A 23,686-nucleotide genomic window follows, 5' to 3' on the forward strand; every position below is an offset into this window, starting at 1 on the left:
CGCAATCACTCCTTCAATGAATTTGAAATAACCTATAATTAACCAACTACCTACTAATTGTAAACAACTTAAGAAATAAGAGCAAATGGAGCCAGCTACAGCTGTTGGCTTTTAAGGAAGGAGCTCTTCCCGTTATCGGTAGAGATTAAGAAGGTGGCCTTATTGAGCTTTGATGAATAGTGAATAAATTGCTGACTGTTGGCCTCGGGATTTTTTTGCATAGGGAAATATCCAGTTCCATTGGAATCGAAGAGAGTCCAGGAACCCGTAATTAGATCTGTGAAGAAGAAAGTATTGTCGTTTTGGACAATGCAGTCCCATGCGAAAAAAATGGAGTCATTGGAAAAGGTATACGTTTTTAAAGTGATTGGTTTGCCTGTCTTCAAGTCATAAATCCCGAAAATCTGATGCTCCTTCTTAGGACCAATGGATGGGCGTAATTCTCCATAGCTTGTTGTAATGATGAGTTGATTTTTTCTGACCAAGAATTCGCTTCTGACATTCCACTCGGATGCAATGGTGTATTTCTTGCCAGAATAAATATCAAAAACTTGATAAAAGATTTGTTCCTGCATAAAGGCCCCTCCGTCTTGTTCAACAATGAGGTAGGGAGATTGAAAGGCTAGCTTTCTCAAAATAACGTTCTCGTAGCTCGAATTGGGTTCCATTGCTGTCTTTAGTTCTTTAAAAGGTTTGTTCCAAGGAGATTTAAATAGTTGAGTATTCTTGTCTTGTTGAATAAGTATCATTTCGCTGTTATGCTCTTCTGGAGCGACCCAGTAAGCCAAGTAGGGATTCATGCCTGTCTTCATAGAAGCATACACCGTTTGCGTCAAAATATTACCCGAAGCATCCAGCGTAAGTTTTTTTAGATGCTGCTTCTCTTTGGTCAGAACAATAATTTTCGTTGGATACTGAAGTATTTTCACATCATACAGGGTTGTAAAGGTCTTCTTCCAGCTGAGGGCTTCACTACTTAGGTTGATCGCGGAAATAGTTGCGTTTCCTTTATTGATCAACAGAGAAGTTTCATCGTTTAGGGAAATAGTCGTTGCATCGTTCGGACGAAGACCGGGTAAAGTCGAAGCTTCAGCGAATGCGGGAGAAGCTATTGCCAGAAGAAGTGACAGTAAAGCCAGAATCTTTTTTAACAAAATCATCGACCTTCCTTCTTAATTTGGGAATTATAACCATCCATTAATTCTACAAACTTGTCAAGAAATATACAATGAAGAGTTTCGTCCCTCATCTTATAGGCTCCACCTATCAATCCAATAGAATCTATATCTTTGTCCTTTTGCCTCGGGTATGTTACAACAATATACAGAAGAACTATGTCTGCAGACAGCAGAACACTAGAGGAGTGACTGGAATGAGCAACGTGAAAAAAATCGCAGTAATCGCCGGGGACGGTATCGGACCTGAAGTTGTAGCTGAAACGGAAAAAGTATTGAGAGTGACCGAAGAGGTATTCGGCTACAAATTCGAGACAGAACATGCTCTATTTGGAGGTATTGCAATTGATCAGAGAGGCACACCGCTGCCGGAAGATACGCTGGAAATTTGCCGCAGTGCAGATGCAGTGCTTCTGGGGGCAGTAGGTGGACCCCAATGGGACAACAATCCGAAGGAACTTCGCCCGGAGACAGGACTACTGGGCATTCGTAAAGCGTTGGGCTTATTCTCTAATCTTCGTCCTGCTGTTGTCTTTGATTGCTTGAAGGATGCTTCCACATTGAAGCCTGAAGTACTTGAAGGCACGGATCTTATGGTTGTGCGTGAACTGACCGGCGGTATCTATTTCGGTGAGAAGCTGCGCCGTCAAGGAGAGTTTGGTGAAGAAGCCGTAGATACTTGCGTATATAATGTTGTAGAAATCGAACGTATTGTACGTCAGGCTTTCGAGATTGCCCAGAAACGCCGCAAGAAGCTGGCTTCTGTCGACAAAGCAAACGTACTGGAGACCTCACGTCTATGGCGTGAGGTAGTAAACAAGCTTGCTCCGGAATATCCGGATGTAGAGTTGGAGCACGTACTGGTTGATAATTGCGCCATGCAGCTTCTTCGCCGTCCATCCAGCTTTGACGTAATTGTCACTGAGAATATGTTCGGAGATATTCTAAGTGATGAAGCAGCGATGCTTACCGGTTCTATTGGTATGCTTGCCTCTGCTTCAATGGGTGAAGGCAGCTACGGGTTGTACGAGCCTGTACACGGTTCAGCACCTGACATTGCAGGACAAGGACTGGCTAACCCGATTGCAACCATTCTGTCCCTTGCGTTAATGTTCCGATTGACCTTCGGGTATGAGGATGCGGCAGCAGCGATTGAAGCAGCTGTAGCAGAAGTTCTCGATGCAGGACACCGCACAAGCGATATTGCCGTAGATAAGAGTAAGGCGATCAGCACAACAGAAATGGGTAATTTAATCGCTGCCGCTATCCGTAAAGCGTAAAACTGTCACATAAAATTGCTTATTTATAATTATTATAAAAAAGTAATCAATGTAATCTTGACTTTGATTTTGTACGATGATACCATTTGAGGTGTAGTAGAAAGGGTAGTAACCCACTCATCATATCAAGAAAAGCATAGATAACGTCAGTCCTCTAACGGACTGATCAAGTCAGCTGTTTTTCTTACATAATCAAAGGAGGATGTAAGCAATGGCAGAACGTTTGGTAGGTAGACCGGCTCCCGATTTTACAATGGAAACAGTATCTGGGGACGGCAAAGATTTTGGTAAAGTAAGCTTGTCCGACTATCGCGGCAAATGGCTTGTATTCTTCTTCTATCCACTTGATTTCACATTTGTATGCCCGACAGAAATCACAGCTCTTAGTGATGCTGCGGATCAATTCTCGGCACTCGATACAGAAATTCTTGGTGTTAGTGTGGATTCCATCCACAGTCATAAAGCGTGGATCAGCACACCTAAAGACTCTAACGGTCTGGGTCAGTTGAGCTTCCCGCTTGCGTCCGATATCACTAAGAATGTGGCCAAGGATTATGGTGTATTGATTGAAGAAGAAGGCATTGCCCTTCGTGGTCTGTTCATCATCGACCCTGATGGCGAGTTGAAATATCAAGTCGTGAATCATAACGATGTAGGCCGCAGCGTAGAAGAGACACTACGTGTTCTTCAAGCACTGCAATCGGGCGGTTTATGTGCAATGAACTGGAAACCGGGCGATAAGAATCTGTAAGGTCCCTTTCTAGGCGATCCTTGAGAAATGATTAGTAACCTCCTTTACCGGATTTGAATTCGGTATAAGGGGGTTTTTTGCTCCAAAATATCTAAGATGTGCCACTGGTTTGAAAACGGGCGCAGAGGTTAAACAGGGAAGAGGAATCTCCATCGGCATAATGTAATACAATAATACGAAACCATTGAAATTAACCTGGGAGGGTGAGCAATCATGAGCTTTTGCTGTGGCGCGAGTATGGTAGGAACAAAGGGAACACTTAAACATTATCGTACGCAAGTTCATAATGTTCCCCTGCTGTTTTGTCCGGTATGTCACCGGGTGGAGGTTCATTACAAGGTCGAGAATGAATATGAGATTTTGGCGGAATATGCTCATGGGGATGGCGTGACTGATGTAGATTTTCAGGACTATGTCATGGAAGATGAAGAGTCTATTTTTGAAAATGTTATCAATATGGAAACCGAAGACCCATTAGCTATTGTTAGAAGCCAGATCGATATGTCGTTGGATTTGTTGGCTGTAGCCAAGCAAATTGGGGATACAAAGTGGGAGCGGGAGCTTAAAAAACGTCTGGCAGTAATGAGTCAGCGGCGGCATCGTCTACAGCAAAAAGCCTAAATAAATCCATAGTCCTAATTTTCCAAGAAGCCTCCCGAAATAATGATGGAGGCTTTTTTCTTATGTCTTTAGAATCATTTCTATGAAATATATAGGATTCGACAGTATCTCTGATTGCGTTGTTCACCTCTCTTGGATATGATTGGAATATAGTTGATAAGGTTGGATATTTTACAACAAAAACCGAATGTTCTGACGGCTTCGTCATATACTCACATACATAGTAATTTGATGTCGTAGAGCGGCTTCGTCAATTGCAGTAGAAGGGGGAACTTCGTGTCATGTTACGCGAATATCAGGAAGGTTTGCTGTTATCAGCAAGATCGTTTCAATCCGGCCTCATAAATACTACATATGAGAACGTTCTGGAGAACTTGGATAGTGGAATTATGCTTTTTGATGAAGACGGAATTCTCAGCTTTATTAACAGTCAGATGTATACCATTCTGGAAATGAAGCGCCATGCTCTTGTAGGGTGTACTATCCTCAGTATGTTAACTCATGTTCAATTAAGCCGCGCCAAGAAAAGAAGAGTACTAAATATTTATCGGGAAACGATATACAAAGGGAAATCGGCATGCGAGTTTGTAGATGAATTTGGCCGTTATTGGCGGGTATCCGTGACCTACGGAGAAAAGATGAATGGGCAATATTTGTTTGTTATTAAGGAAATCTCTGATTACAAACGTATTGAACAAACGGCTTATCAGAATGATAACCTGGCTATGCTCGGAAAACTGTCTGCTTCCATTGCCCATGAGATCCGTAATCCATTGACATCCATTCGCGGTTTTATCCAATTACTTCGACCCCATCTCACCCAACTGGGAAAAGAAGAGTATGCCAAGATTATTCTGGCAGAAATTGACCGTGCGAATGATATTATTCATGAGTTCCTAGCATCTTCCAAGCCCTCAGTTCCACAAGTTGGAATCATTCCAGTTTCCCTTCTGCTAAGGGAAGTCGTATTGCTAACCGAGAGTGAAGCCTTGATGAAGGGCTGCGAGATTCACCTGCATCCTTTCTCCGAAGATTTAAGTATATCGGTGGATGTTAAGCAGATGAAGCAGGTTGTTATTAACATTATTAGAAATGCTATGGAAGCGATAACAGAACGGGATGATGATTATACCGGTAAGATAGAAATCGGAGCACGGCGTGAAGGGGCAGAGGTACGCATTTATATTTCTGATAATGGTAAAGGAATGGATATTTGTACCCTGGACCGCTTATTCAATCCTTTTTTTACGACTAAGAAAAATGGGACGGGACTGGGTCTGTCAGTCAGTGATAAAATCATCAAGAATCATGGGGGATGTATTTCAGTCAGCAGTAAGGTCAATGAAGGTACCAGCTTTACAATCTCACTTCCTCTTATTCAATAAACACTATACAAGGGTTGCAGCATAGGCTGATCTCAACGGTTCTACACATGCCGAAGGAGATCAGCCTTATTATGTTACAATGCATAAGATATATAAAAGGTGGTGGAGTAACTATGATTATTGGATGGAGCAGCGGAGTTTCGCTTTCAACGTTAAAGGGTGATGTTCTAATCCGGATTCTTTCGGAATTGGAAATAAAGGATGGCGGACTTTCATCAGAGTGGGATTCGAGAATAGGCGGGTTGGCGTCGCTTGGGTTATTCGAAGGGAAATTGCAGCAAAGTTATGTCCTGCCGCTAGAGAAGGAATTAGACTTTTCTGCGGCTATCTTAGTTGGTAGGGGAGACCGTATTCTCGGTGTAGATGAGTTGCGCCTCATGTTCGCTCAAATTGCACGGGCAGCAGTTAAGCTCAAGGCCGAGAAGCTGGTCATTCAGATCCCCAATGGAATGAGCAATTGGACGGCTGGGGTGGATTTGGCAGCAGTTACACATGCCTTTAGTGAAGGTCTTCTACTTGGAGCATATATACGGAAACATTACAAGCAAGAGCAATCTCAATATGGGGGCATAACCTCGGTTATGTTTTATATAGAGGAAGAGCTTGCTGAACCTGAGGGAGAGCTTTGGACTTCAGGATTGGAGCGAGGGCAGGTCTTTGGAGAAGCAACCCTCTTAGCACGTACTTTAACTAATATACCTGGAAACATGCTAGTACCGGCTGATCTGGCTGTGTCTGCTGTGGAGATTGCAGAGAAATACGGCTTCCCTGTGGAGGTATTGGATGAACGCGAAATTGTCCACAAAGGGATGGGGGGATTATGGGCAGTGGGTAAAGGCAGTATTAACCCTCCGCGAATGATTGTAATCCGCTATCAAGGTACAGCACATTGGGAGAATGCTATCGGATTGGTCGGTAAAGGCATTACGTTTGATACGGGTGGTGTTTCCCTGAAACGTGCTCCAGGGATGGAGGACATGATTAGCGATATGGGCGGGGCAGCGGCCGTATTGGGCGTTGCAGAGGCGCTGGGGAAGTTACGTCCACGAATTAACGTAGTGATGGTGATCCCTGCCGCTGAAAATATGGTCTCAGCGAATGCATTCAAGCCGGGTGATGTTATTACTTCCCTCAGCGGTCGTACAATTGAAGTACTAAATACGGACGCAGAAGGCCGGGTTGTGCTGGCTGATGCGCTTACCTATGCCAGAGAATGGGGAGCAGAACGCATCATTGACATCGCCACGCTAACAGGTGCTGTGCTTTCAACTTTAGGAGATGTCGCTACAGGCGTGGTCACGAACGACGAAGCCTTTTTGCAGGAATTCACAGCCGCCTCTCAGAGAACGGGAGAGAAAATCTGGCCCTTGCCGGCCTACCCTGAATTCAAGGATATGTTGAAAAGTGAGGTCGCCGATGTCCGCAATGCTACAGGAGGATATGGAGCAGCAATAACAGCAGGACTATTTATCGGCACCTTCGCTGAAGGAAAGCCTTGGATCCACTTGGATATTGCAGGTACAGCATTCCTCTCCAAGGAGCGCGGAGTAAATCCGAAAGGGGCTACAGGGGTGATGGTGCGTACCCTACTGGAATGGATGCTAAGTCAGGCCGAGAACTAAAGAGTACTAATTCTGCTTAACATAAAATACGCACCAGCCCGGTTAAGGGACTGGTGCGTATTTTTAAAAATATAAGAAAGTATAAGTTTTTAGCATACTTTGCTTATATTTCTACGAGAAACGGATACCTGAAAGCGATACGGAGTATCGCTGCTTCGGAAGCATAGGCTCCCATTAAGGACGGCAAAGCCGTTTCTTCTTGGTCTTCTTACATTGTGCTGCCTGATTTTTTTTTAGACTTGGTGAAGGATTGGAGGCCATTCATTACTTTATCACGTGTTTCCTTGTTCTTCATCAGATAAACGGCACCGAGCGCTAGGGTAGTAAACAGTGTTTTCTTAGTATTCATTGTTATTCCCTCCTTGGTGAGTCTGGTTGCAATTGCTTATAACAAACATACCCGTCTCCCAAGGTTTTAAACCGTTTTATCTTAAATTAGTGTTTAAAATGCTATAGTTTTACTTGCTTTTAACGCTTGTGTTAAGGGTTCCGCTACTACAAGAGAAAGGAGAATCCATGGATGCAGCCTCACAGGTTTTACCCTTGTCACAGCCGGCACAGGCTCCCTTTTTGCCTTTCTGTACATGACGGTACAGCATCCATCCTGAATATCCGAATATTAGTCCTATAATCAACACATTTATCATCACTCTGCCCCGCTTTCTTAGAAAGATCTTTGATGCCCATGATTATGCCCAACCCAACAGCCGTCCGCCTTGGAAAATGATTAAACATACTACGTACGCCAGAACAAGACAATAACCCATGGAGAAAAAGGTCCATTTCCAGGAAGCTGTTTCTTTTTTAATAACACCTACTGTAGCCAGACAAGGAATGTAGAGAAGAATAAAGGCCATGAAGCTGATTGAGCTCAGTGGTGTGAATACTTGCGAAACTTGGCTTTGTAAACCGGCAGCATCCGGAGTGTGATAAATAATATTCATAGTGGATACAACGACTTCCTTAGCCAGGAAACCCGGCACAAGCGTGGCTCCTGCTTGCCATGTACCAAAGCCCAGAGGCTCAAGCAAAGGAGCGATCATTCCGCCGAATTTTGCCAAATAACTGTGGTCCATCTCTACAGCTAATCCGCCCGGTCCGGCATAAGACATCAGCCAGATAATGACTGAACCTGCAAGGATAATTGTACCTGCCTTGCGTAGGAAGCCTTTACCTTTTTCCCAAGTGCTGCGTGACAGGGTCTTGATCTGTGGTAAACGATATGGAGGAAGCTCGATTATAAAGATCGATGATTCGTTTTTAAATAAGTATCTGGAGAACAGCTTACATAATAACAGAGCGAAGACGATACCCATCACATACATTGATAAAATAGCCAACGCCTGCTGAGTTGGGAAGAATACGGCTGCAAATAAGGCGTATACCGGAAGTCTTGCAGAGCAGGACATCAGCGGCATCAGAAGTGTGGTTAACATCCGGTCTTTAGGCTGTTCGATACTGCGCGCCGCCATAATTGCAGGGACGTTGCAGCCGAAGCCGATAATAAATGGAATGAAGGCTTTCCCGTTCAGACCCATTCTCTCCATGGTACTGTCCATCAGCAGACAGACTCTGGCCATGTAACCTGAATCCTCTAAGAATGAGATAATGAGAAACAGAATGAAAATCTGCGGGACGAAGACAAGGACACCGCCGACACCGCCAATAATACCGTCAATAATGAGTGCATGAGTAAAGCTGGATGCTCCGATATATTGAAGCAGAGAAGCAGTTCCCTCACTTACAGGACCGGAGAGCAGACCGTCTATAAGATCAGATAAAGGTCCGCCTACCCAATCGAAGGTTGTTTTGAATAAAGCATACATAAAGAATATGAACAAGGGTAGTCCCAAAAAACGGTGAGTCAACACGGTATCAAGTCGTTCAGTCAGGTTATGCGGTTTTTGCCCGGATGTATCGAGAGCGTCTTGGCATAACGAGCGGATGTAATCCATACGAATGGAACGAATCCATTGCGGAAGAGTCAAAGCCAGTTTCTTGATTTGCAGTTCGCTTTGACAAGCCTCATAAATGGCCAGCAGCTTAACTGTATCTACACGAGACTTCAAGAATTCCAGGACAACCGGATTCTGCTCCAGTAACTGCAAGGCAACCCAGCGGTGATTAGGCAGATTAGGTGTATTTTGTAATTCCTTTTCAATAGTTGATAGGGCGAGTTCGGTGATCTCTCCGTAGTCAAGCTTGAAATGAACCGGAGGTATGGATGATGGCTTCTCTACAATATTTAAAACCTGCCCACTGCCTTTACCGGTTCTGGCGATAAGCGGAAGGACGGAAATGCCTAAGCGGGATTGAAGGACATCCGGATTGACATGAATGCCTCGTGCATTAGCAACGTCCATCATATTCAAACCAAGTACTGTCGGTTTACCGTATTCAAGCAGTTGCAGAGTGAGCAGCAAGTTCCGTTCGAGCTGTGAAGCATCTACAATGTTGATGAGCGCTTCGGGGGACTCCTCAAGTAAGTATTGAGCTGCTACGCCTTCATCCCGGGAGAGCGGGTGCAGGGAGTAAATACCAGGTAGGTCTATCAGCTTGCCGGCCCCGTTCTTCAGGAAGCCCACCTTTTTCTCTACGGTTACTCCGGCCCAGTTCCCGACATATTCATAAGATGAAGTAAGTGTGTTGAAAAGAGAGGTCTTTCCTGTGTTGGGGTTACCAACCAATGCAACCGACCTCATGATACATTTACTTCAATCCTTGAAGCCTCCTTGCGACGGATGGCGAACAGCTGACCGTTACATTCAAGTGTAATGGGTCCTAGAAAAGGGCCTTTTCCTTTGAGACTGATGAGGACGCCTTCCGAAACGCCCAGGTCGGCAAGCCTACGGCGTAAAATGGGATTCATTCCATCAATTTTATGAATAGAGCCTATTGTGCCCGGTTGTAGATGTAATAGGGAGCAGGGTAGTAAGACCATTTAATTCCCTCCAAAAGAGACTGATAATCAATCTCAATATTTTCTGTACTTTAGCATTATTCTGGCAATTTTACTGTAACATTTGTCACATACAAACCATATCGAAAGCATGTAAGAGCGAACGGTGAAATATCCTTTACATTTTAATCTTCACTAAAGTATTATGAATGATAATGATTGCCTATCGGATATGGTGGGATAATGATGATGTATAGCTGAGAGGAGAGTTTATTGGTGAAGATTAATCATAGCAAAATCGTCGATTGTACCATTCGTGACGGAGGACTTGTGAACAACTGGGATTTCAGTGTGGAATTTGTACAAAATCTTTACGCTGGTCTTAATGAGGCCGGTGTTGATTATATGGAAATCGGCTATAAAAATTCCCCCAAACTGCTTAAAGGTGCTGAAGGTGCCGGCCCATGGCGGTTTCTTAATGATGATTTTCTCCGCAAGGTTATTCCGCAAAAGGGTCATACCAAGCTCTCTGCCCTCGTGGATATTGGACGTGTGGATGAGAATGATATTTTGCCGCGCAGCGAAAGCATGCTCGATCTGATTCGTGTGGCTTGCTACAGCAAAGATGTGGACAAGGCGCTTCAACTCGTACAAACCTTTCATAACTTAGGTTATGAAACAACTATTAACATTATGGCATTATCTAATGTAATGGAGAATGAACTTCTTGAAGCCTTCGAGCAGATCAGTGAAAGTGTAGTTGATGTGGTCTACATCGTAGATTCCTATGGTAGCTTGGATCATAATGATATGAAATACTTGATTGAGAAATTTAAAACACACCTGCCCAACAAGCGTTTAGGCGTACATACCCATAATAATCTGCAGTTGGCTTTCTCTAATACCCTTGTTGCTACTGAACACGGTGTAGAACTGCTGGATGCTTCCTGTTACGGGATGGGACGTGCTGCGGGCAATTGCCCTACTGAGCTGCTAGTTACCCATTTGAAAAATACACGTTATACTTTACGTCCAGTACTTGATATCGTTGAACGTCTGATGATTCCACTGCGGGAGAAAGAAGAGTGGGGATATATCATTCCTTATATGATCACGGGTACTCTTGATGAACATCCTCGTTCCGCCATGGCTTTGCGTTCCTCCGCTGACAAGGACCAAGCTGTTGATTTCTATGATAAGCTTACAACGCCGGAAGTAACCTTCGGTGACAAATAATACCTTGCAGAAGCACTGCCCCACAAACAGGGGCAGCTGCTTTTTTTTAACTGGTAATCTGGATTCTTTCATAATTACGCACTTTCTTATGGAGTATAAGCGTGTACCTGGTTATACCATCTTTTATATTGTCGAAAGAACGGTGTAACTTTACAGAGCTATCCAGCCGATATTTATACATAGGACATAAATAAATCCATTCTTAGATGTAGATATCATTTCAGACGCGAGGGACATATGAAACAAGAAGAGAAAAAGACAATTCATGCAGCTATAGGTGGAGCATTGCTCTTCCTGCTGATTCAGATTTTCCATAGCTCCCTTAACCAGGCTTATGATTGGGATATGCTGTCCGCATTCTATCTGATTGCCGGCTGCTGCAATGTTGCCTTTGCCTTTTCCATATTTACTCAGGGCTGGTTGTTTTTCTCCAATCGTTTATCGAAGGGAAGACTATATACCGCTGCACTTTTTTTAGGTGTAAGCATCTTCGACTTTATTCACACCCTCGGCTTTGTAGGTGTACCTTTCATTTCTTCCTATATTAGCTCCGGGGAATCCCTTTGGATTCTTACCTTCTCACGTCTAGCTAGTTCTATTGGTATATTGGTTATTTTCAGCAAAGAAGACATCCCGGTCACCATTACTGACAAGATCAGAATATTTCGTAAAGCTTTTGTGTTGATATTAGCGGCTTTGGCAGTGGTTGCTTTTGGTCATACCCTATTCCCTCAGTTAATGAGTCAATTGGTTCTGGAATCTCTGAAACGAATAATGGATATGCTTGTACTATTTATCTACCTTATTGCAGTTGCTATCATTGTATATCCGGGTAAGGGTGAAAAATCTGCTTCGCTGCTTATTATTATCCGATCTTTAATCTTCTTCGTTTTTGGTCAAGTTTTCTTTATGAATCCAGCCGCTAATAACGATATAGATTATTTAATCGGTATGATTTGCAGCGGAATTGCTTATTACCTGTTGCTGCAAGGGGTTTATCGGTTGACGATTGAAGAACCCTTTCAAGAGTATCAGGCGATTGAGTCCCAAATTAATTATTTGGCCTTTCATGATGACTTGACGGGTCTTCCGAACAGACGCCGTTTAATGCAGCGTGTTGAAGAGATGATTGTGGCAGGAGAGAAAGACAGAAGTAAAGGCTTTTCAGCGCTAATAATCATGAATATTAATCATTTCAAAAATATCAATGACTCTCTGGGACATTTTGCCGGGGATCGTATGCTGCAAACCGTATCTGAGCGAATCAACTCTGAAGCCCGACGTAATGAAGAACTATTCAGTATGGGGGCGGATGAGTTCGCGTTTCTTATGACGGAAAGGTCGAGTCTGGAGGGGAGTATGATCCGGGCTAGAGAATTGCTGAGGTTATTCGAATTACCCATTGAGCTGGATTCTGGAGAATACCATATTACTCTAAGTCTCGGGATGAGCATCTTTCCCGGTGATGGAGAAACTGCTGAGCAGCTGATCCAGAATGCGGATACTGCAGTCCATAATGCCAAGGATCAAGGGGTTGAAATTCGCCGCTACGTACCTGCTATGCAGATGAAAGCCAAGGAACGCCTGAAGCTGGAAAATGACATGCGCAGAGCGCTTGAACGTAATGAATTCTACCTGGTATATCAGCCGCAGGTTCACCTTGATACGGAGGAAATCGTAGGAATGGAGGCGCTGCTGCGCTGGGATCATCCGAAGCGCGGGCTTATCTCCCCTTCTGAATTCATTCCTATTGCAGAGGAGAGCGGGTTGATTGTCTCTATTGGCGAGTGGGTACTCAAGACGGCTTGTCTTCAGAATAAGATGTGGCAGAATGCAGGCTATCAACCTATCTGTGTGTCCATTAACCTCTCGATGCGTCAATTTCTGCAGCCAAATCTGGCAGGTAAAATCGGTACAATCTTGAGTGATATCGGTTTAGAAGCATGTTATGTAGATCTGGAAATCACAGAGAGCATGACGCTGGATAAGGAAACGGCCTTTGATCAATTGCAGCGCTTAAAGGAACTTGGGGTATTTATAAGTATTGATGATTTTGGGACTGGCTACAGCTCACTTCATTACTTGAAAAACATGCCGATAGACCGCTTGAAAATTGACCGCTCCTTTGTTCAAGAGGTTATGGAAGACAGCAACGATGCGGCTATTGTCTCAACTATTACCTCGATGGCGCATCATTTGAAGCTTAAAGTTACAGCTGAAGGTGTGGAGAATAAGGATCAACTGCAGTTCTTGCGGCAGCAGCGTTGTCATGAAGCCCAAGGGTTCTTATTCAGCAAGCCCATTCAAGCATTGGAATTTGAAAAGTCTTTCTTGAAAATGCTCAGACTGGAAATCCACTCATAACTTTTTGGATTGCGTTTTATATAAAAAAGTGTTACAATATTTCTTGTATTACTTTAAGTTGCGGGTGTAGTTCAATGGTAGAACTTTAGCCTTCCAAGCTAATAGCGTGGGTTCGATTCCCATCACCCGCTCCATATCTTACATTTCAAACCCTTGTGAATCATGGGTTTTTTCTTTGCGTTAAAATAAGGTGATTCAAGATGAAAAGAAGGATTGAGTGGGACTCGATGAGGACGCTCCGCGAACGGAACGTTGCTACAATCGCTCTCGGTATAAATCCGGACACAGCTTATGCTTTCTAATCTAGTTTTCCTTCGGAAAACTTTCGGGCGAACGCTGCCGCTTTTCCGCAATCATTCCGACCTCTCCGCTACTATCAACGGGAACAGACCATTCTACTCTCTTACACAAACTTCCTGACCCTACCAAAACTCGGAGGTAGTTAGTGAAATAGATGTATTTTATACACTTATTTCTAGCTTTTAGCGCTCGGATGTAAGGATAAATGTACTTTGTGCAACTAAAAACACGAATATGCCGGTTAAACCCCGGAATACCCAAAAATAAGTGTATAAAGTGCAATTAAATCCCCTAAAGTGTGCTAAGAGAGAAATATAAGTGTACGTTGTGCAACTATATATATTGAAACCCATGTAGGTAGACGATTTGCCGTATGCGAAACCGTTGGAAGTCAATGATCGGCTTTGAATTCACCTGTAAATTAACCCGAGTAGCAGGAGAAAGTGGAGATTCAAAAAAGGCAGTGACCTTGCCGGACTCAACCTCCTGAAACAGGCCGCCGGGGATCAAAAACGAAAGGTAGCCAGTCTCCAATAACCCGGAGACTGGCTACCTTTTATAGCTTTGATGGGTCCAAGCGGTGTTTGAATCCTAAAGAGCCTTTAGGAATTCAACAATGGTCAGAAGACCCATATCAAAATTCTCCAGATTGAAATGCTCATCCGGAGCATGCAGATTCTCATCGTCCAAACCAAAGCCCATTAGAACGACAGGGGCTTTCAGAACGCGGGAGAAGCTCTCCATAATTGGAATGGAGCCGCCGTCTTTGGTGAACAGGGCACGAGTTCCGTACACCTTGCCATATGCGTCAGCCGCAGTTTGCAAGATAGGATGGGAAGGGTCGATGTTAAAGGCACGCGCTTTTTCTATTTGCTTCACTTCCAGCCTCGCTCCGGTTTGGAGGTTAGCTTTCAGATGAGTCTCTATGGCATCGAGGATTGCTTGAGGATCCTGATCGCCAACGAGTCGGCAAGTAATCTTAGCATGAGCCTCTTTGGGGATGACAGTCTTGCTGCCCTCGCCTTGGAAGCCACCGTAGACGCCGTTTAGCTCAAGCGTCGGCCGAGCACCAACCCGTTCTACAAAGGTGTAGCCTTCTTCTCCGTATAATGCCTCAAGCCCTAGGTTTTCTCTAACTTTCTCCTCGTCTACCCCTTGCTTGGTGAATTCTTCACGCATCATTGGGGAGAGTTCCGGAACTCCCTTGTAGAAGCCATCGACAGCAACACGTCCCTTGTCGTCGTGGAGGGAGGAGAGCAAAGATACGAGCGCATGAAGCGCATTAGGTACACCGCCGCCAAACGTACCTGAGTGTAAATCTGTTAAGGCTGTGGATACATTAACCTCAAGCGAACATAACCCGCGCAATCCGGTGCAGATGGCAGGACGGCCGCGGTCCAGTAAAGAAGTGTCCGAGACGAGCACGGCATCTGCTGCCAGCTTAGCCTTGTTGGCTTCGAGGAATGGCGGCAGATTAGCGCTGCTGATCTCTTCCTCACCTTCAATACAGAGCTTAATATTAACCGGAAGTGTGCCTTCCTGCTTAAGAATGGCTTCAAGTGCTTTAATGTGAATGAACACTTGCCCTTTATCATCTGTTGCCCCGCGTGCGTACAGCTTCCCATCCCGGATTTCCGGTTCAAACGGCGGAGTCGTCCACAGATTCAGCGGATCAACTGGTTGCACATCGTAGTGGCCGTATACCAGAATAGTTGGCTGACCCGGTGCATGCAGATAATCGGCATATATTACAGGGTGACCCGCTGTAGGATGAAGTTCAATGTTCTCCAGACCTGCACGCTTGAGGGTATCCAGCAGCCAGTTTGCTGCCCTTAGGACATCTTCCTTGTGTGCGGATAAGGCAGAGATGCTAGGAATAGTAAGCCATTGCTTCAGCTCATCCAGATGCTCCTCCCGGTGTTCCTTGAAATAAGATTCATACGACATAGTGTTATGTACCTCCTTGAGATGAAAACCTTTTACAGGGTTCATTATACTGGAGAACTCACTAGGTATCAAAATGAATACGGATATGCTTACTGTCGGTAACTATGATAGACTGATTAAGCTGCAAGGATAAGGTATATTAGAAAGCAGCACAACATTTTAAAAAGATAGAGGATGAGATCAAATTGAATATGGAAAGCGGAAAGCCGACATTTATATATACATACGCCTGTTCGGAGGATGAGATATCCCTTTGTCAAATGGAGCTGCGTTGTCTGTTTGGAAGGGAAGTATCCCCGGCCATTTTTGAAAGTGACATTGAGGTGGACGTCAGCCGCAGTCCTTTTATTAAAGAACGGATTGATGTGATGTACAGTGGAGACAGCCTGCCCGAGATTTATACGCAAACGGAGCAGGTTCAACTCCATGGGATGACTTTCAAGGTTATTTTTGTAAAGACCAATGATCTGTTACCGGCAGACAAAATAGAGTATGATGAACGCAGAGTGATTGAGCGGGAAATCGGCCTTCGTATCGAGGGAGAAGCTGATGTGAACCATCCGCAGCTCGTCTATGGGATTGTCACACTGGGTGGCCGCTGGTACTTTGGGTCCTATCATAAGAATAAGGCAACCTGGTTTCGTCAAATGAAAAAGCCGCGCAGCTACTCTATTGCGCTCAGTACACGCGTAGCAAGGGCAGCCGTTAATATGGCCGTACCGAATCCGGTTGGCATCAAGGCCATCGATCCTTGCTGTGGGATTGGGACAGTAATGGTAGAGGCACTCTCTATGGGAATAGATATGGTAGGACGGGATATCAATCCTTTTATTGCGGCTGGTGCTCGAACGAACATTGCTCATTTTGGGTTTACGAGTGAAGTTACCCTTGGGGATATCGCGGATATCACTGAACATTACGATGTAGCGATTGTGGACATGCCTTACAATTTATATTCACGTATTACGCCCGAAGAGCAATATTCTATACTTGTGAACGCGCGCCGGATTGCGGATAGAGTCGTCATCGTAGCCATTGAGGCCATGGATGAAATGATCTCTGAATCCGGGTTTACGATTATAGACCGTTGTGTGGCGAAAAAGGGTCTGTTTTCCCGGCATTTAATGCTCTGTCAATAAACTTACGGAAACCCGGAAGAAGAGGTGCAGTAATGGAACCAAAGTGGTTAACTTGGGCAAAAGAAATCCAGGCCATCGCACAAACAGGCCTTGCCTATGCCAAGGATGTGTATGATGTGGAGCGCTATCAGGCTTTACGGGAGCTGAGCGTGGATATTTTGGCTAATTACACGCTGGAGAGCAAAGAGACCCTCCGACTCTCGTTCGCAAATGAAGAGGGGTACTGCACCCCTAAAACTGATATCCGCGGTGTTGTATTCAGAGATAATAGTATTCTGCTGGTTCGTGAAAAGAGTGACGGCAAATGGGCGCTTCCGGGAGGTTGGGCCGATATCGGACTTTCTCCAAGTGAAGTGGCAGTGAAAGAGATTCGCGAGGAGTCTGGATTTGAGACAGAGGCTGTTCGCCTTTTGGCCGTGATGGATAAAAAGTTTCATGATCATCCACCAGAAGCTTATCATATCTACAAACTGTTTATTCTCTGTCGGATTGTCGGGGGGAAGGCTGTAGAAGGCTTGGAGACAAGCGGGGTTTCTTTTTTCTCCGAAGACAACCTGCCAGAATTATCTATAGAGCGGAATACAGTGGAGCAGGTTCATACCATGTTTCAATATTTACAAAACCCTAGTAAACCAGTAATATTGGACTAGGAAATGCATATAATTATAATACATTGTTAATGCTAACGTTTGAGTGAATACAAATTTTGGGTAATTATCGTTATGAAAGCACTTACAACTGAAAACCGCTGAGCCTTTATATCTAACAAATGGCTAAAAATTTAACTTTTTGGGCCAAGCGGTCTACATTTTTTCCTCTACTGTGACGATAAGAAATTTAGGAGGGGATCGTATGGAGCCAGAAGAGTTGAGACTTCCATTAAATCAGGAAAGCGTAGTACGTCCTGCAGAAGGAAACATTGCGGCTGGTTTAATGTGGGGTGTATTGATTAGCATTCCGTTATGGATCTCGGTATTTGGATGGGCCACGGGTATTTTTCGGTAAAGTTAAGAATAGTTAGTCTAATTTGATGATATAACATATAGAAGGCTGCTTCTTCGAATCGAAGAGGCAGCCTGTTTGAGAATATAAGAAAGTATAAGTTTTCAGTATACTTTGCTTATTTTCCTACGAGAAACGGATACCTGAAAGCGATACGGAGTATCGCTGCTTCGGAAGCATAGGCTCCCATTAAGGACGGCAAAGCCGTTTCTTCTTGGTTCTAATAAACTTTATTCTCAGTAGCGGACATCCAGCCTTCGTACAGCTGCTCCAACCTCTCCTGAACCTTATCACGGTCTTGCTGTAGCTCGGCTAAGCCTGCGGCATCACTGCTCATTCGGGGATTAAGCATTTCTAGGTCAATACCCTCGATCTGCTGTTCGGCATCCGCGATATCCTTTTCCCAGGAAGACAGTGAACGGGCCTGCTTTAATTTAGCCTCTGGAGTAGCGGACCCTCGATCAGTATTGATTTGCCGGACTGTGTTCTTACTGTCTGTACTTTTGTTTTGCTCTTGTGATATGGAGGTGGCTAGGGCTTTCTCCACTTGCTTCTCCTTGTAATACTCGTAGTTTCCGTCGAATACTCCGAACTGTCCATTTTCAAGAGTCCATATCTTCTGGAACAGCCGATTTATGAAATAACGGTCATGGGATACAGCCAGTACTGTGCCGGGGAATTCCTCCAGCGCTTCCTCCAAGGCTTCGCGGGAATCGATATCCAAGTGATTGGTCGGTTCATCAAGAATCAGCAGGTTAGGGCGTCGGTGCATTAGAATAGCAAAGCGCAGCCGGGTCCATTCTCCGCCCGAAAGGTTGGTGATGTCTTTGAACACATCGCTGCCGTAGAACAGAAATCGTGCCAGCTGGCCCCTAGCCTCACCTTCCTCAAGTCCAGCTTCCTCACGGAAATAGCGCAGTACGGATTGTCCGCCCCTGTCAGGAATTTCTTCCTGTGCCAGATAGCCAACGACAGCCCGTGAACCTAGCGTGCAGCTTCCCATGTCTGGAGCTTCCTGGCCTAATATGATTCTTAGCAGCGTACTCTTGCCTGCTCCATTGCCGCCGATCAGCGCCGTAGTTTCTCCGTAATGTAATATTTCAGTTGCTTGTTGAAATAAACTACGGTTCCCGTAGGATTTACCAATTTGATCGAGGGTGAGGGCCTGATTGCCTGAACGGTCGTTCTGCTCCAATTGCAGGTCCATGGATTTGCGCTCTAGAATAGGTCTTTTTACCTTAACCATACGATCCAGTGCTTTTTGCATCGCCGCCGCCCGTTTATGAAATTTAGGGTTGTCCGCGCGGTTGCCCCATTCGATCAGGCGCTTGATGGTTTCCTTCATTTGCTTGATTTTTTTCTGCTGCTCCTTATAATCCGTGAATTGCTGCAGCAGCCGTGTTTCCTTCTCTGTCTGATACCCGCTGTAATTGGTATGGTAAGTGATCGCTTCCCCGTCTTCGATCTCAATAACCTTGTCTACAACGGCATCCAGAAAATAGCGGTCATGGGAAATAGCAAGGACGGTCCCCTCATAATCCTGAAGGAATTGTTCCAGCCATTCGATAGCATTCATATCCAGGTGATTAGTGGGTTCATCCAGCAGGAGCACATCAGGGCGACGGAGCAGCAGCTCTGCCAGACCCACCTTTGTTTTCTCTCCACCGGAGAGCGAGGCAAAAACCCGCTCATATTGTCCAGTCCCGATCCCTAGCCCTGCGGCTATGCGCTGAATGGATGCTTCAATCTCGTAGCCTCCCGAGGCTTCGAATCTATCCTGCAGGCTTCCATACTCCTTCAGCAGGTTGTTCCAGCGCTCTTCATTCGTCCCTGCATTCAGGAAGGACATTTCCAGCTCCAGTTCCCGTAGACGGCTCTGCCATTGCAGCGGCTCAGCGAAGCTTCGCTGTAGTACGTTATAGACACTTTCGTTCCCGCTGACTTCCTGAATCTGTGACAGCTGTCCGATTACGCTGCCCCTACGGATTGAGATTTGTCCTTGATCGGGGCGTTCCTGTCCGTTTAGAAGATGGAAAAGTGTGGTTTTACCGCAACCGTTACGGCCGATGAGGCCTATTTTTTCGCCTTGGCGAATATCGAAGGTGATGTCTGACAATACAAGTTGGGCACCGTGGTATTTTTGAACATTTTGACATTGAATAATCATGGGTTTTCTCCTTTATAGGAATGCCCTTATGCCCCCATCAGCTTACAAAAAAAGACCGCAGGGAAATTTCCCTACGGCCTTATCATTCTCCGGTTATTAGATCCGTCCGGGTGATGGCAGGAAAGGCATTTCACAATTGTGTAATGTTATTAAATTCTTGAAAATGGACAGAGTTCTCCCGTTGTTTCCATTTACATGAACGATGCCAGCCATAGCTATAGGCAGCCGGCTAATAACACTGTTGGTCCAATTGCGATCCATCCTACCACACCTCCTTCGTTAACAAATTTACAATTATTTTAATAAAAATCAAGGGAATAAGCAAGAAAAAAGTGGAATAAGAATTTTATTGCTGAATAATTATTATAATTTGAACTGAAGAATGATACGAAACTAATACGAAAAGGGGTTGAAAGGATGGCACTTTTTAACGGTTTACTAGGGAACGCTTCACAGGTGGACATCTCAGAGATCAAAAGAGATTTTGCCCAAATTCTTGCCCCTCAAGAAAAGATTGAAAGAGCCTACAAGCTGATCAGGGATATGTTCATTTTTACAGATAAACGGCTGATTATGGTAGATAAACAAGGGGTGACCGGCAAGAAAACGGAGTACCATTCCATCCCTTATAAAAGTATTTCGCATTATTCGGTTGAGACTGCCGGACATTTCGATTTGGATGCAGAGCTGTGTATTTATGTTTCCGGCGGATCAATGCCCCTCAAGAAGACGTTCAACAAAAGTGTGAATATCTATGAGGTTCAGGCTGTGCTGTCCCAATATATTCTGAATAATTAGACGTTGTAGCGGAGCACTAACCCGCCGTAGGCAAAAGCGGCAACGATCACTATGGCGGGGTGCAGCTTAAGACGTTTGATGGCCCAAAGAGCAACGGCTGCAATAAATAAGGTCTGCCAGATTCCGATGGAATTCGCAGGCCCTTTAGCCATTTTCCAAGTAAGGACAGCCATCATTACGGCGATGACGGGTTGTACAAGCAGGGTCATGCCCTTCACAACGGGAGACTTGCGATATTTCTGCATTACCTGAAGCAAAATAATCAGCGCTGCTGCGGAGGGCAGGATCGTTGCCAGCAAGGCCGCAATCAATCCGAGCCAGCCGTATACATCATAGCCGACATAAGTAGCAATTTTGGTAGCTATAGGACCTGGAAGAGCGTTGCCCAATGCCAGCATATTGGAGAATTGCTCATCGGTCAGCCATCCGTAATGAGGAACGATTTCCTCATACATAAGCGGAATGGAGGAGGGACCGCCGCCGTAGCCAAGCACATTAGCCACAAAAAAGCCGTAAATCAGTTTGAGCCACTCCATTAAGGGGTCCCTCCTTTATGGTTACGCTTAGAGTTAAGCTTGGCAATAGTTCGATAATGAAGGGTTCCATAGCCGAGAAAGAGGACGATAACAATAGCCGGATGCACATGAAGGACTTCAAGCAGAAGCAATGCCAGCAGAAAAAGCGCCAAGCCGAGCCACAACCCTAATCCTTTATAGGTTTTTTGTGCAAATTCGTAAGCCATCAACCCCAGCATAACCGCAATAACAGGCGAGACCCCCGCAATCATGCCTGCAACTACCTTTGAACCACTTAAGTAATTAACCGCAGATAACAGAGCAATCATTGCTATGCAGCTGGGGAGGATATGGGCGAGAACTGAAACTAAGGCTCCTCGTACCCCTTTAAGCTTATATCCAAGGTAAGCGGCCATTTTGGTGGCAATCGGACCGGGCAAGGCATTGGCGATTGCCAGAGTCTCTCCGAATTCATCATCATTCAGCCATTGATAACGCGTTACGGCATCATGACGAATGAGGGGAATTACGGAAGGTCCGCCGCCGTAGCCCAGAATTCCAGTCCTTAACATGGAAGCTGTTAATTGTACATATTGATTTTCGTTTGATTTCACGTTATACCCCCTCTGACCGACCCATATCTCTTTCTACATCTCTTATACATTTCGTATGTAATCATCGTTGTTTATTATCTTTATGTCTATCTTAATTTATCAATTTTGTGCAGCATTCACAAATAAAAAGGCCATATTTTAAGTTCTCTTTTTATCCGTTGACTATAAGCTTAGGGGTAATGTTAAATGACATTATTCGATGCCATCGTAATGGCTGCGCTTATCTTAGAGGGGGAAGAATTATGGCAGGGAAACCGGTAGTAGGTACCAAAACGATGGTAGTGAGTCCCCATTACCTGGCCTCTGCTGCAGGTGCTCGAATTCTGCTGAGGGGCGGCAACGCTTTTGACGCGGCGGTGGCCGTCAGTGCTTGTCTGGCGGTAGTATATCCGCATATGACCGGGCTTGGCGGCGATGCCTTTTGGCTGACCTACAATGCCGAGGAAGGGCGGGTTCGTGCGTATAATGGCAGCGGACGTTCCGGTTACAATGTTAGCCGGGACAGCTATTCCGGAGATTCGGGCATCCCTAAACGAGGCATCCGAAGTGCCATTACGGTTCCCGGTATGGTTGATAGTTGGGATGCTGTATTGCAGCAGTACGGCCGTCTTACGTTGGCAGAGGTGCTTGAAGCAGCTATAGAATACGCCTCGGAAGGTTTTCCTGTATCGCCGGACCAACATGATAATACCCGCCTTGCAGAATCGGCGCTGAACGCGCAGCCACCGGCAGCCGCTATTTATATTCCGGGGGGACGGATCCCTGAGGCAGGGGAGAGATTCGTGCAGCATCAGTTGGCCGCCACGCTGCGGAAACTCCAAAACGGTGGGCGGGATGCTTTTTATAAGGGAGAGATAGCGGCAACGGTTTCAGATTATATGCTGAAGGCGGGGGGATTTCTCACGCTGGAGGATTTTCGGGATCATACGGGGGAATGGGTAGAGCCTATTTCCACGGATTACTTCGGGCATACCATCTACCAGGCACCGCCCAATTCGCAGGGTTTTGCTGCGCTTATGAGCCTTAATATACTGGAACAGTTTGATTTTGCAGACATCGCCCACGATTCTTACGAGTATTATCATCTTCTGGTTGAGGCGCTGAAGCTGAGTTTTCGGGATCGTGATCAGGTGCTCACAGATCCGCTGTTCAGTGATATTCCAATAAAAGCACTTCTAGATAAAAGCTATGCGGCCAAGCTTGCCGCCTCTATTTCACTTCAGGGGGCAGCGGGTCTTACGAGTGAGCCTCTCGGACGAGATACGGCCTATGCAGCGGTGGTGGATGAGGAGGGCAATGCGGTTTCTTTTATACAAAGCCTGTATTTTGAGTTTGGATCGGGTGTAGTCGCAGGGGATACCGGGATTTTACTGCAGAATCGAGGATCGTTTTTCTCGCTGGACCCAGGGGCTGTGAATACGCTGGAGCCGCACAAACGAACCTTCCATACGCTGATGCCTGCGATGGCCTGCAAGGATGGCAAGCCGGCAATATTATATGGTACTCAGGGTGGGGAAGGACAACCTCAGACTCAGACAATGCTGCTCACACGTATGCTGCACTATGGCATGAATCCGCAGCAGGCCGTTGAGGAACCGCGTTTTGTGTGGGGAAGAACCTGGGGAGAGCCTACTGAGGAGCTGAAGCTGGAAAGCAGGGTACCTGATGCGGTTCGGCAAAGACTGGCAGCTGCCGGGCACATAGTTAGAACTGTTGGCGCATTTGACGGGATTGTGGGTCATGCCCATGTGATCGCTATAGATGACAACGGATTTCGCAGCGGCGGCACAGATCCGCGTTGTGATGGAACGGCCATTGGTTGGTAAACATACTGACAGCATGGATTCCGGGCGTTCCTTTTACGGAAAAGT

22 protein-coding genes and 1 tRNA gene are annotated in these 23,686 nt (G+C 45.4%); 13 read left to right on the top strand and 10 right to left on the bottom strand.

Annotated features, from left to right (window positions below):
• Positions 1 to 95: 95 nt before the first annotated feature.
• Positions 96 to 1,160 carry a hypothetical protein gene (locus tag J2T20_RS16850; RefSeq protein ID WP_307590295.1) on the bottom strand — a complete coding sequence of 355 codons (1,065 nt, stop codon included), beginning with the start codon at positions 1,158 to 1,160 and terminating at the stop codon, positions 96 to 98.
• 212 nt (positions 1,161 to 1,372) lie between these two features.
• Between J2T20_RS16850 and leuB the strand changes: the two genes are divergently transcribed.
• The 5 genes from leuB (at position 1,373) to J2T20_RS16875 (ending at position 6,834) form a co-directional block, all read left to right on the top strand.
• On the top strand, positions 1,373 to 2,455 hold the full coding sequence (gene leuB, locus J2T20_RS16855) for a 3-isopropylmalate dehydrogenase (protein WP_307590297.1): 1,083 nt from the start codon (positions 1,373 to 1,375) through the stop codon (positions 2,453 to 2,455).
• Positions 2,456 to 2,666: 211 nt separating this feature from the next.
• The gene (locus J2T20_RS16860; protein WP_307590299.1) at positions 2,667 to 3,206 is read left to right on the top strand and encodes a peroxiredoxin; all 540 of its coding nucleotides are present in this window, start codon (positions 2,667 to 2,669) and stop codon (positions 3,204 to 3,206) included.
• A gap of 213 nt (positions 3,207 to 3,419) precedes the next feature.
• Entirely contained in the window at positions 3,420 to 3,827 is a 408-nt protein-coding gene (locus J2T20_RS16865; protein WP_036649335.1) for a hypothetical protein, read from the top strand.
• A 281-nt stretch (positions 3,828 to 4,108) separates the two neighbouring features.
• Entirely contained in the window at positions 4,109 to 5,212 is a 1,104-nt protein-coding gene (locus J2T20_RS16870) for an ATP-binding protein (RefSeq protein WP_307590301.1), read from the top strand.
• 113 nt (positions 5,213 to 5,325) lie between these two features.
• Positions 5,326 to 6,834, top strand: coding sequence for a leucyl aminopeptidase (locus tag J2T20_RS16875; protein ID WP_307590303.1), 1,509 nt, complete (start codon positions 5,326 to 5,328; stop codon positions 6,832 to 6,834).
• Positions 6,835 to 7,042: 208 nt separating this feature from the next.
• On the opposite strand, the gene J2T20_RS16880 is transcribed toward J2T20_RS16875, so the two are convergent.
• The 4 genes from J2T20_RS16880 to J2T20_RS16895 form a co-directional block, all read right to left on the bottom strand.
• The gene (locus J2T20_RS16880; protein WP_307590306.1) at positions 7,043 to 7,183 is read right to left on the bottom strand and encodes a hypothetical protein; all 141 of its coding nucleotides are present in this window, start codon (positions 7,181 to 7,183) and stop codon (positions 7,043 to 7,045) included.
• Between the two features lie 109 nt (positions 7,184 to 7,292).
• Positions 7,293 to 7,481 (bottom strand): FeoB-associated Cys-rich membrane protein, encoded by a 189-nt coding sequence (locus J2T20_RS16885; protein WP_307590307.1) that lies wholly within the window; start codon positions 7,479 to 7,481, stop codon positions 7,293 to 7,295.
• A gap of 42 nt (positions 7,482 to 7,523) precedes the next feature.
• The gene (feoB, locus tag J2T20_RS16890) at positions 7,524 to 9,536 is read right to left on the bottom strand and encodes a ferrous iron transport protein B (RefSeq protein WP_307590309.1); all 2,013 of its coding nucleotides are present in this window, start codon (positions 9,534 to 9,536) and stop codon (positions 7,524 to 7,526) included.
• On the bottom strand, positions 9,533 to 9,775 hold the full coding sequence (locus J2T20_RS16895) for a FeoA family protein (RefSeq protein ID WP_307590311.1): 243 nt from the start codon (positions 9,773 to 9,775) through the stop codon (positions 9,533 to 9,535). Before J2T20_RS16895 ends, feoB begins: the two co-directional genes overlap by 4 nt.
• Before the next feature lie 234 nt (positions 9,776 to 10,009).
• Here J2T20_RS16895 and J2T20_RS16900 point away from each other — a divergent pair, with 234 nt between their 5' ends.
• The 3 genes from J2T20_RS16900 to J2T20_RS16910 all read left to right on the top strand — a co-directional run bounded on the left by J2T20_RS16900 (position 10,010) and on the right by J2T20_RS16910 (position 13,467).
• Positions 10,010 to 10,969, top strand: a complete 960-nt coding sequence (locus J2T20_RS16900; protein ID WP_307590313.1) for an aldolase catalytic domain-containing protein — start codon at positions 10,010 to 10,012, stop codon at positions 10,967 to 10,969.
• Positions 10,970 to 11,206: 237 nt separating this feature from the next.
• Positions 11,207 to 13,333, top strand: a complete 2,127-nt coding sequence (locus J2T20_RS16905; RefSeq protein WP_307590315.1) for a putative bifunctional diguanylate cyclase/phosphodiesterase — start codon at positions 11,207 to 11,209, stop codon at positions 13,331 to 13,333.
• A gap of 60 nt (positions 13,334 to 13,393) precedes the next feature.
• Positions 13,394 to 13,467, top strand: a tRNA-Gly gene (locus J2T20_RS16910).
• Positions 13,468 to 14,224: 757 nt separating this feature from the next.
• Here the strand turns inward: J2T20_RS16910 and J2T20_RS16915 are convergent.
• Positions 14,225 to 15,580, bottom strand: coding sequence for a dipeptidase (locus J2T20_RS16915; protein WP_307590317.1), 1,356 nt, complete (start codon positions 15,578 to 15,580; stop codon positions 14,225 to 14,227).
• Positions 15,581 to 15,765: 185 nt separating this feature from the next.
• Between J2T20_RS16915 and J2T20_RS16920 the strand changes: the two genes are divergently transcribed.
• The 3 genes from J2T20_RS16920 (at position 15,766) to J2T20_RS16930 (ending at position 17,724) form a co-directional block, all read left to right on the top strand.
• Positions 15,766 to 16,719, top strand: a complete 954-nt coding sequence (locus J2T20_RS16920) for a TRM11 family SAM-dependent methyltransferase (protein ID WP_373457818.1) — start codon at positions 15,766 to 15,768, stop codon at positions 16,717 to 16,719.
• A gap of 32 nt (positions 16,720 to 16,751) precedes the next feature.
• Positions 16,752 to 17,369: an NUDIX hydrolase gene (locus tag J2T20_RS16925; RefSeq protein ID WP_307590319.1), complete on the top strand. Its 618-nt coding sequence runs from the start codon at positions 16,752 to 16,754 to the stop codon at positions 17,367 to 17,369.
• Positions 17,370 to 17,571: 202 nt separating this feature from the next.
• Positions 17,572 to 17,724, top strand: coding sequence for a hypothetical protein (locus J2T20_RS16930; RefSeq protein WP_307590322.1), 153 nt, complete (start codon positions 17,572 to 17,574; stop codon positions 17,722 to 17,724).
• Between the two features lie 217 nt (positions 17,725 to 17,941).
• Here J2T20_RS16930 and abc-f read toward each other — a convergent pair whose 3' ends face one another.
• Positions 17,942 to 19,888 (bottom strand): ribosomal protection-like ABC-F family protein, encoded by a 1,947-nt coding sequence (gene abc-f / locus J2T20_RS16935; RefSeq protein ID WP_307590324.1) that lies wholly within the window; start codon positions 19,886 to 19,888, stop codon positions 17,942 to 17,944.
• A gap of 96 nt (positions 19,889 to 19,984) precedes the next feature.
• A complete protein-coding gene (locus J2T20_RS16940) occupies positions 19,985 to 20,149 on the bottom strand; it encodes a hypothetical protein (protein ID WP_169744089.1) in 165 nt (54 codons plus the stop codon).
• Positions 20,150 to 20,305: 156 nt separating this feature from the next.
• On the opposite strand from J2T20_RS16940, the gene J2T20_RS16945 reads away from it, so the two are divergent.
• Entirely contained in the window at positions 20,306 to 20,686 is a 381-nt protein-coding gene (locus tag J2T20_RS16945) for a PH domain-containing protein (RefSeq protein ID WP_036649308.1), read from the top strand.
• Here the strand turns inward: J2T20_RS16945 and J2T20_RS16950 are convergent.
• Together J2T20_RS16950 and J2T20_RS16955 are read right to left on the bottom strand one after the other, a co-directional pair.
• Positions 20,683 to 21,222, bottom strand: coding sequence for a chromate transporter (locus J2T20_RS16950; RefSeq protein WP_307590327.1), 540 nt, complete (start codon positions 21,220 to 21,222; stop codon positions 20,683 to 20,685). The genes J2T20_RS16945 and J2T20_RS16950 overlap by 4 nt on opposite strands.
• The gene (locus tag J2T20_RS16955; protein ID WP_307590329.1) at positions 21,222 to 21,815 is read right to left on the bottom strand and encodes a chromate transporter; all 594 of its coding nucleotides are present in this window, start codon (positions 21,813 to 21,815) and stop codon (positions 21,222 to 21,224) included. Before J2T20_RS16955 ends, J2T20_RS16950 begins: the two co-directional genes overlap by 1 nt.
• 242 nt (positions 21,816 to 22,057) lie before the next feature.
• On the opposite strand from J2T20_RS16955, the gene ggt reads away from it, so the two are divergent.
• Positions 22,058 to 23,641, top strand: a complete 1,584-nt coding sequence (gene ggt / locus J2T20_RS16960; RefSeq protein ID WP_307590331.1) for a gamma-glutamyltransferase — start codon at positions 22,058 to 22,060, stop codon at positions 23,639 to 23,641.
• Positions 23,642 to 23,686: the final 45 nt, after the last annotated feature.

This window comes from Paenibacillus wynnii, assembly GCF_030812855.1.
Taxonomy (GTDB): Bacteria; Bacillota; Bacilli; order Paenibacillales; family Paenibacillaceae; genus Paenibacillus_AQ; species Paenibacillus_AQ wynnii_A.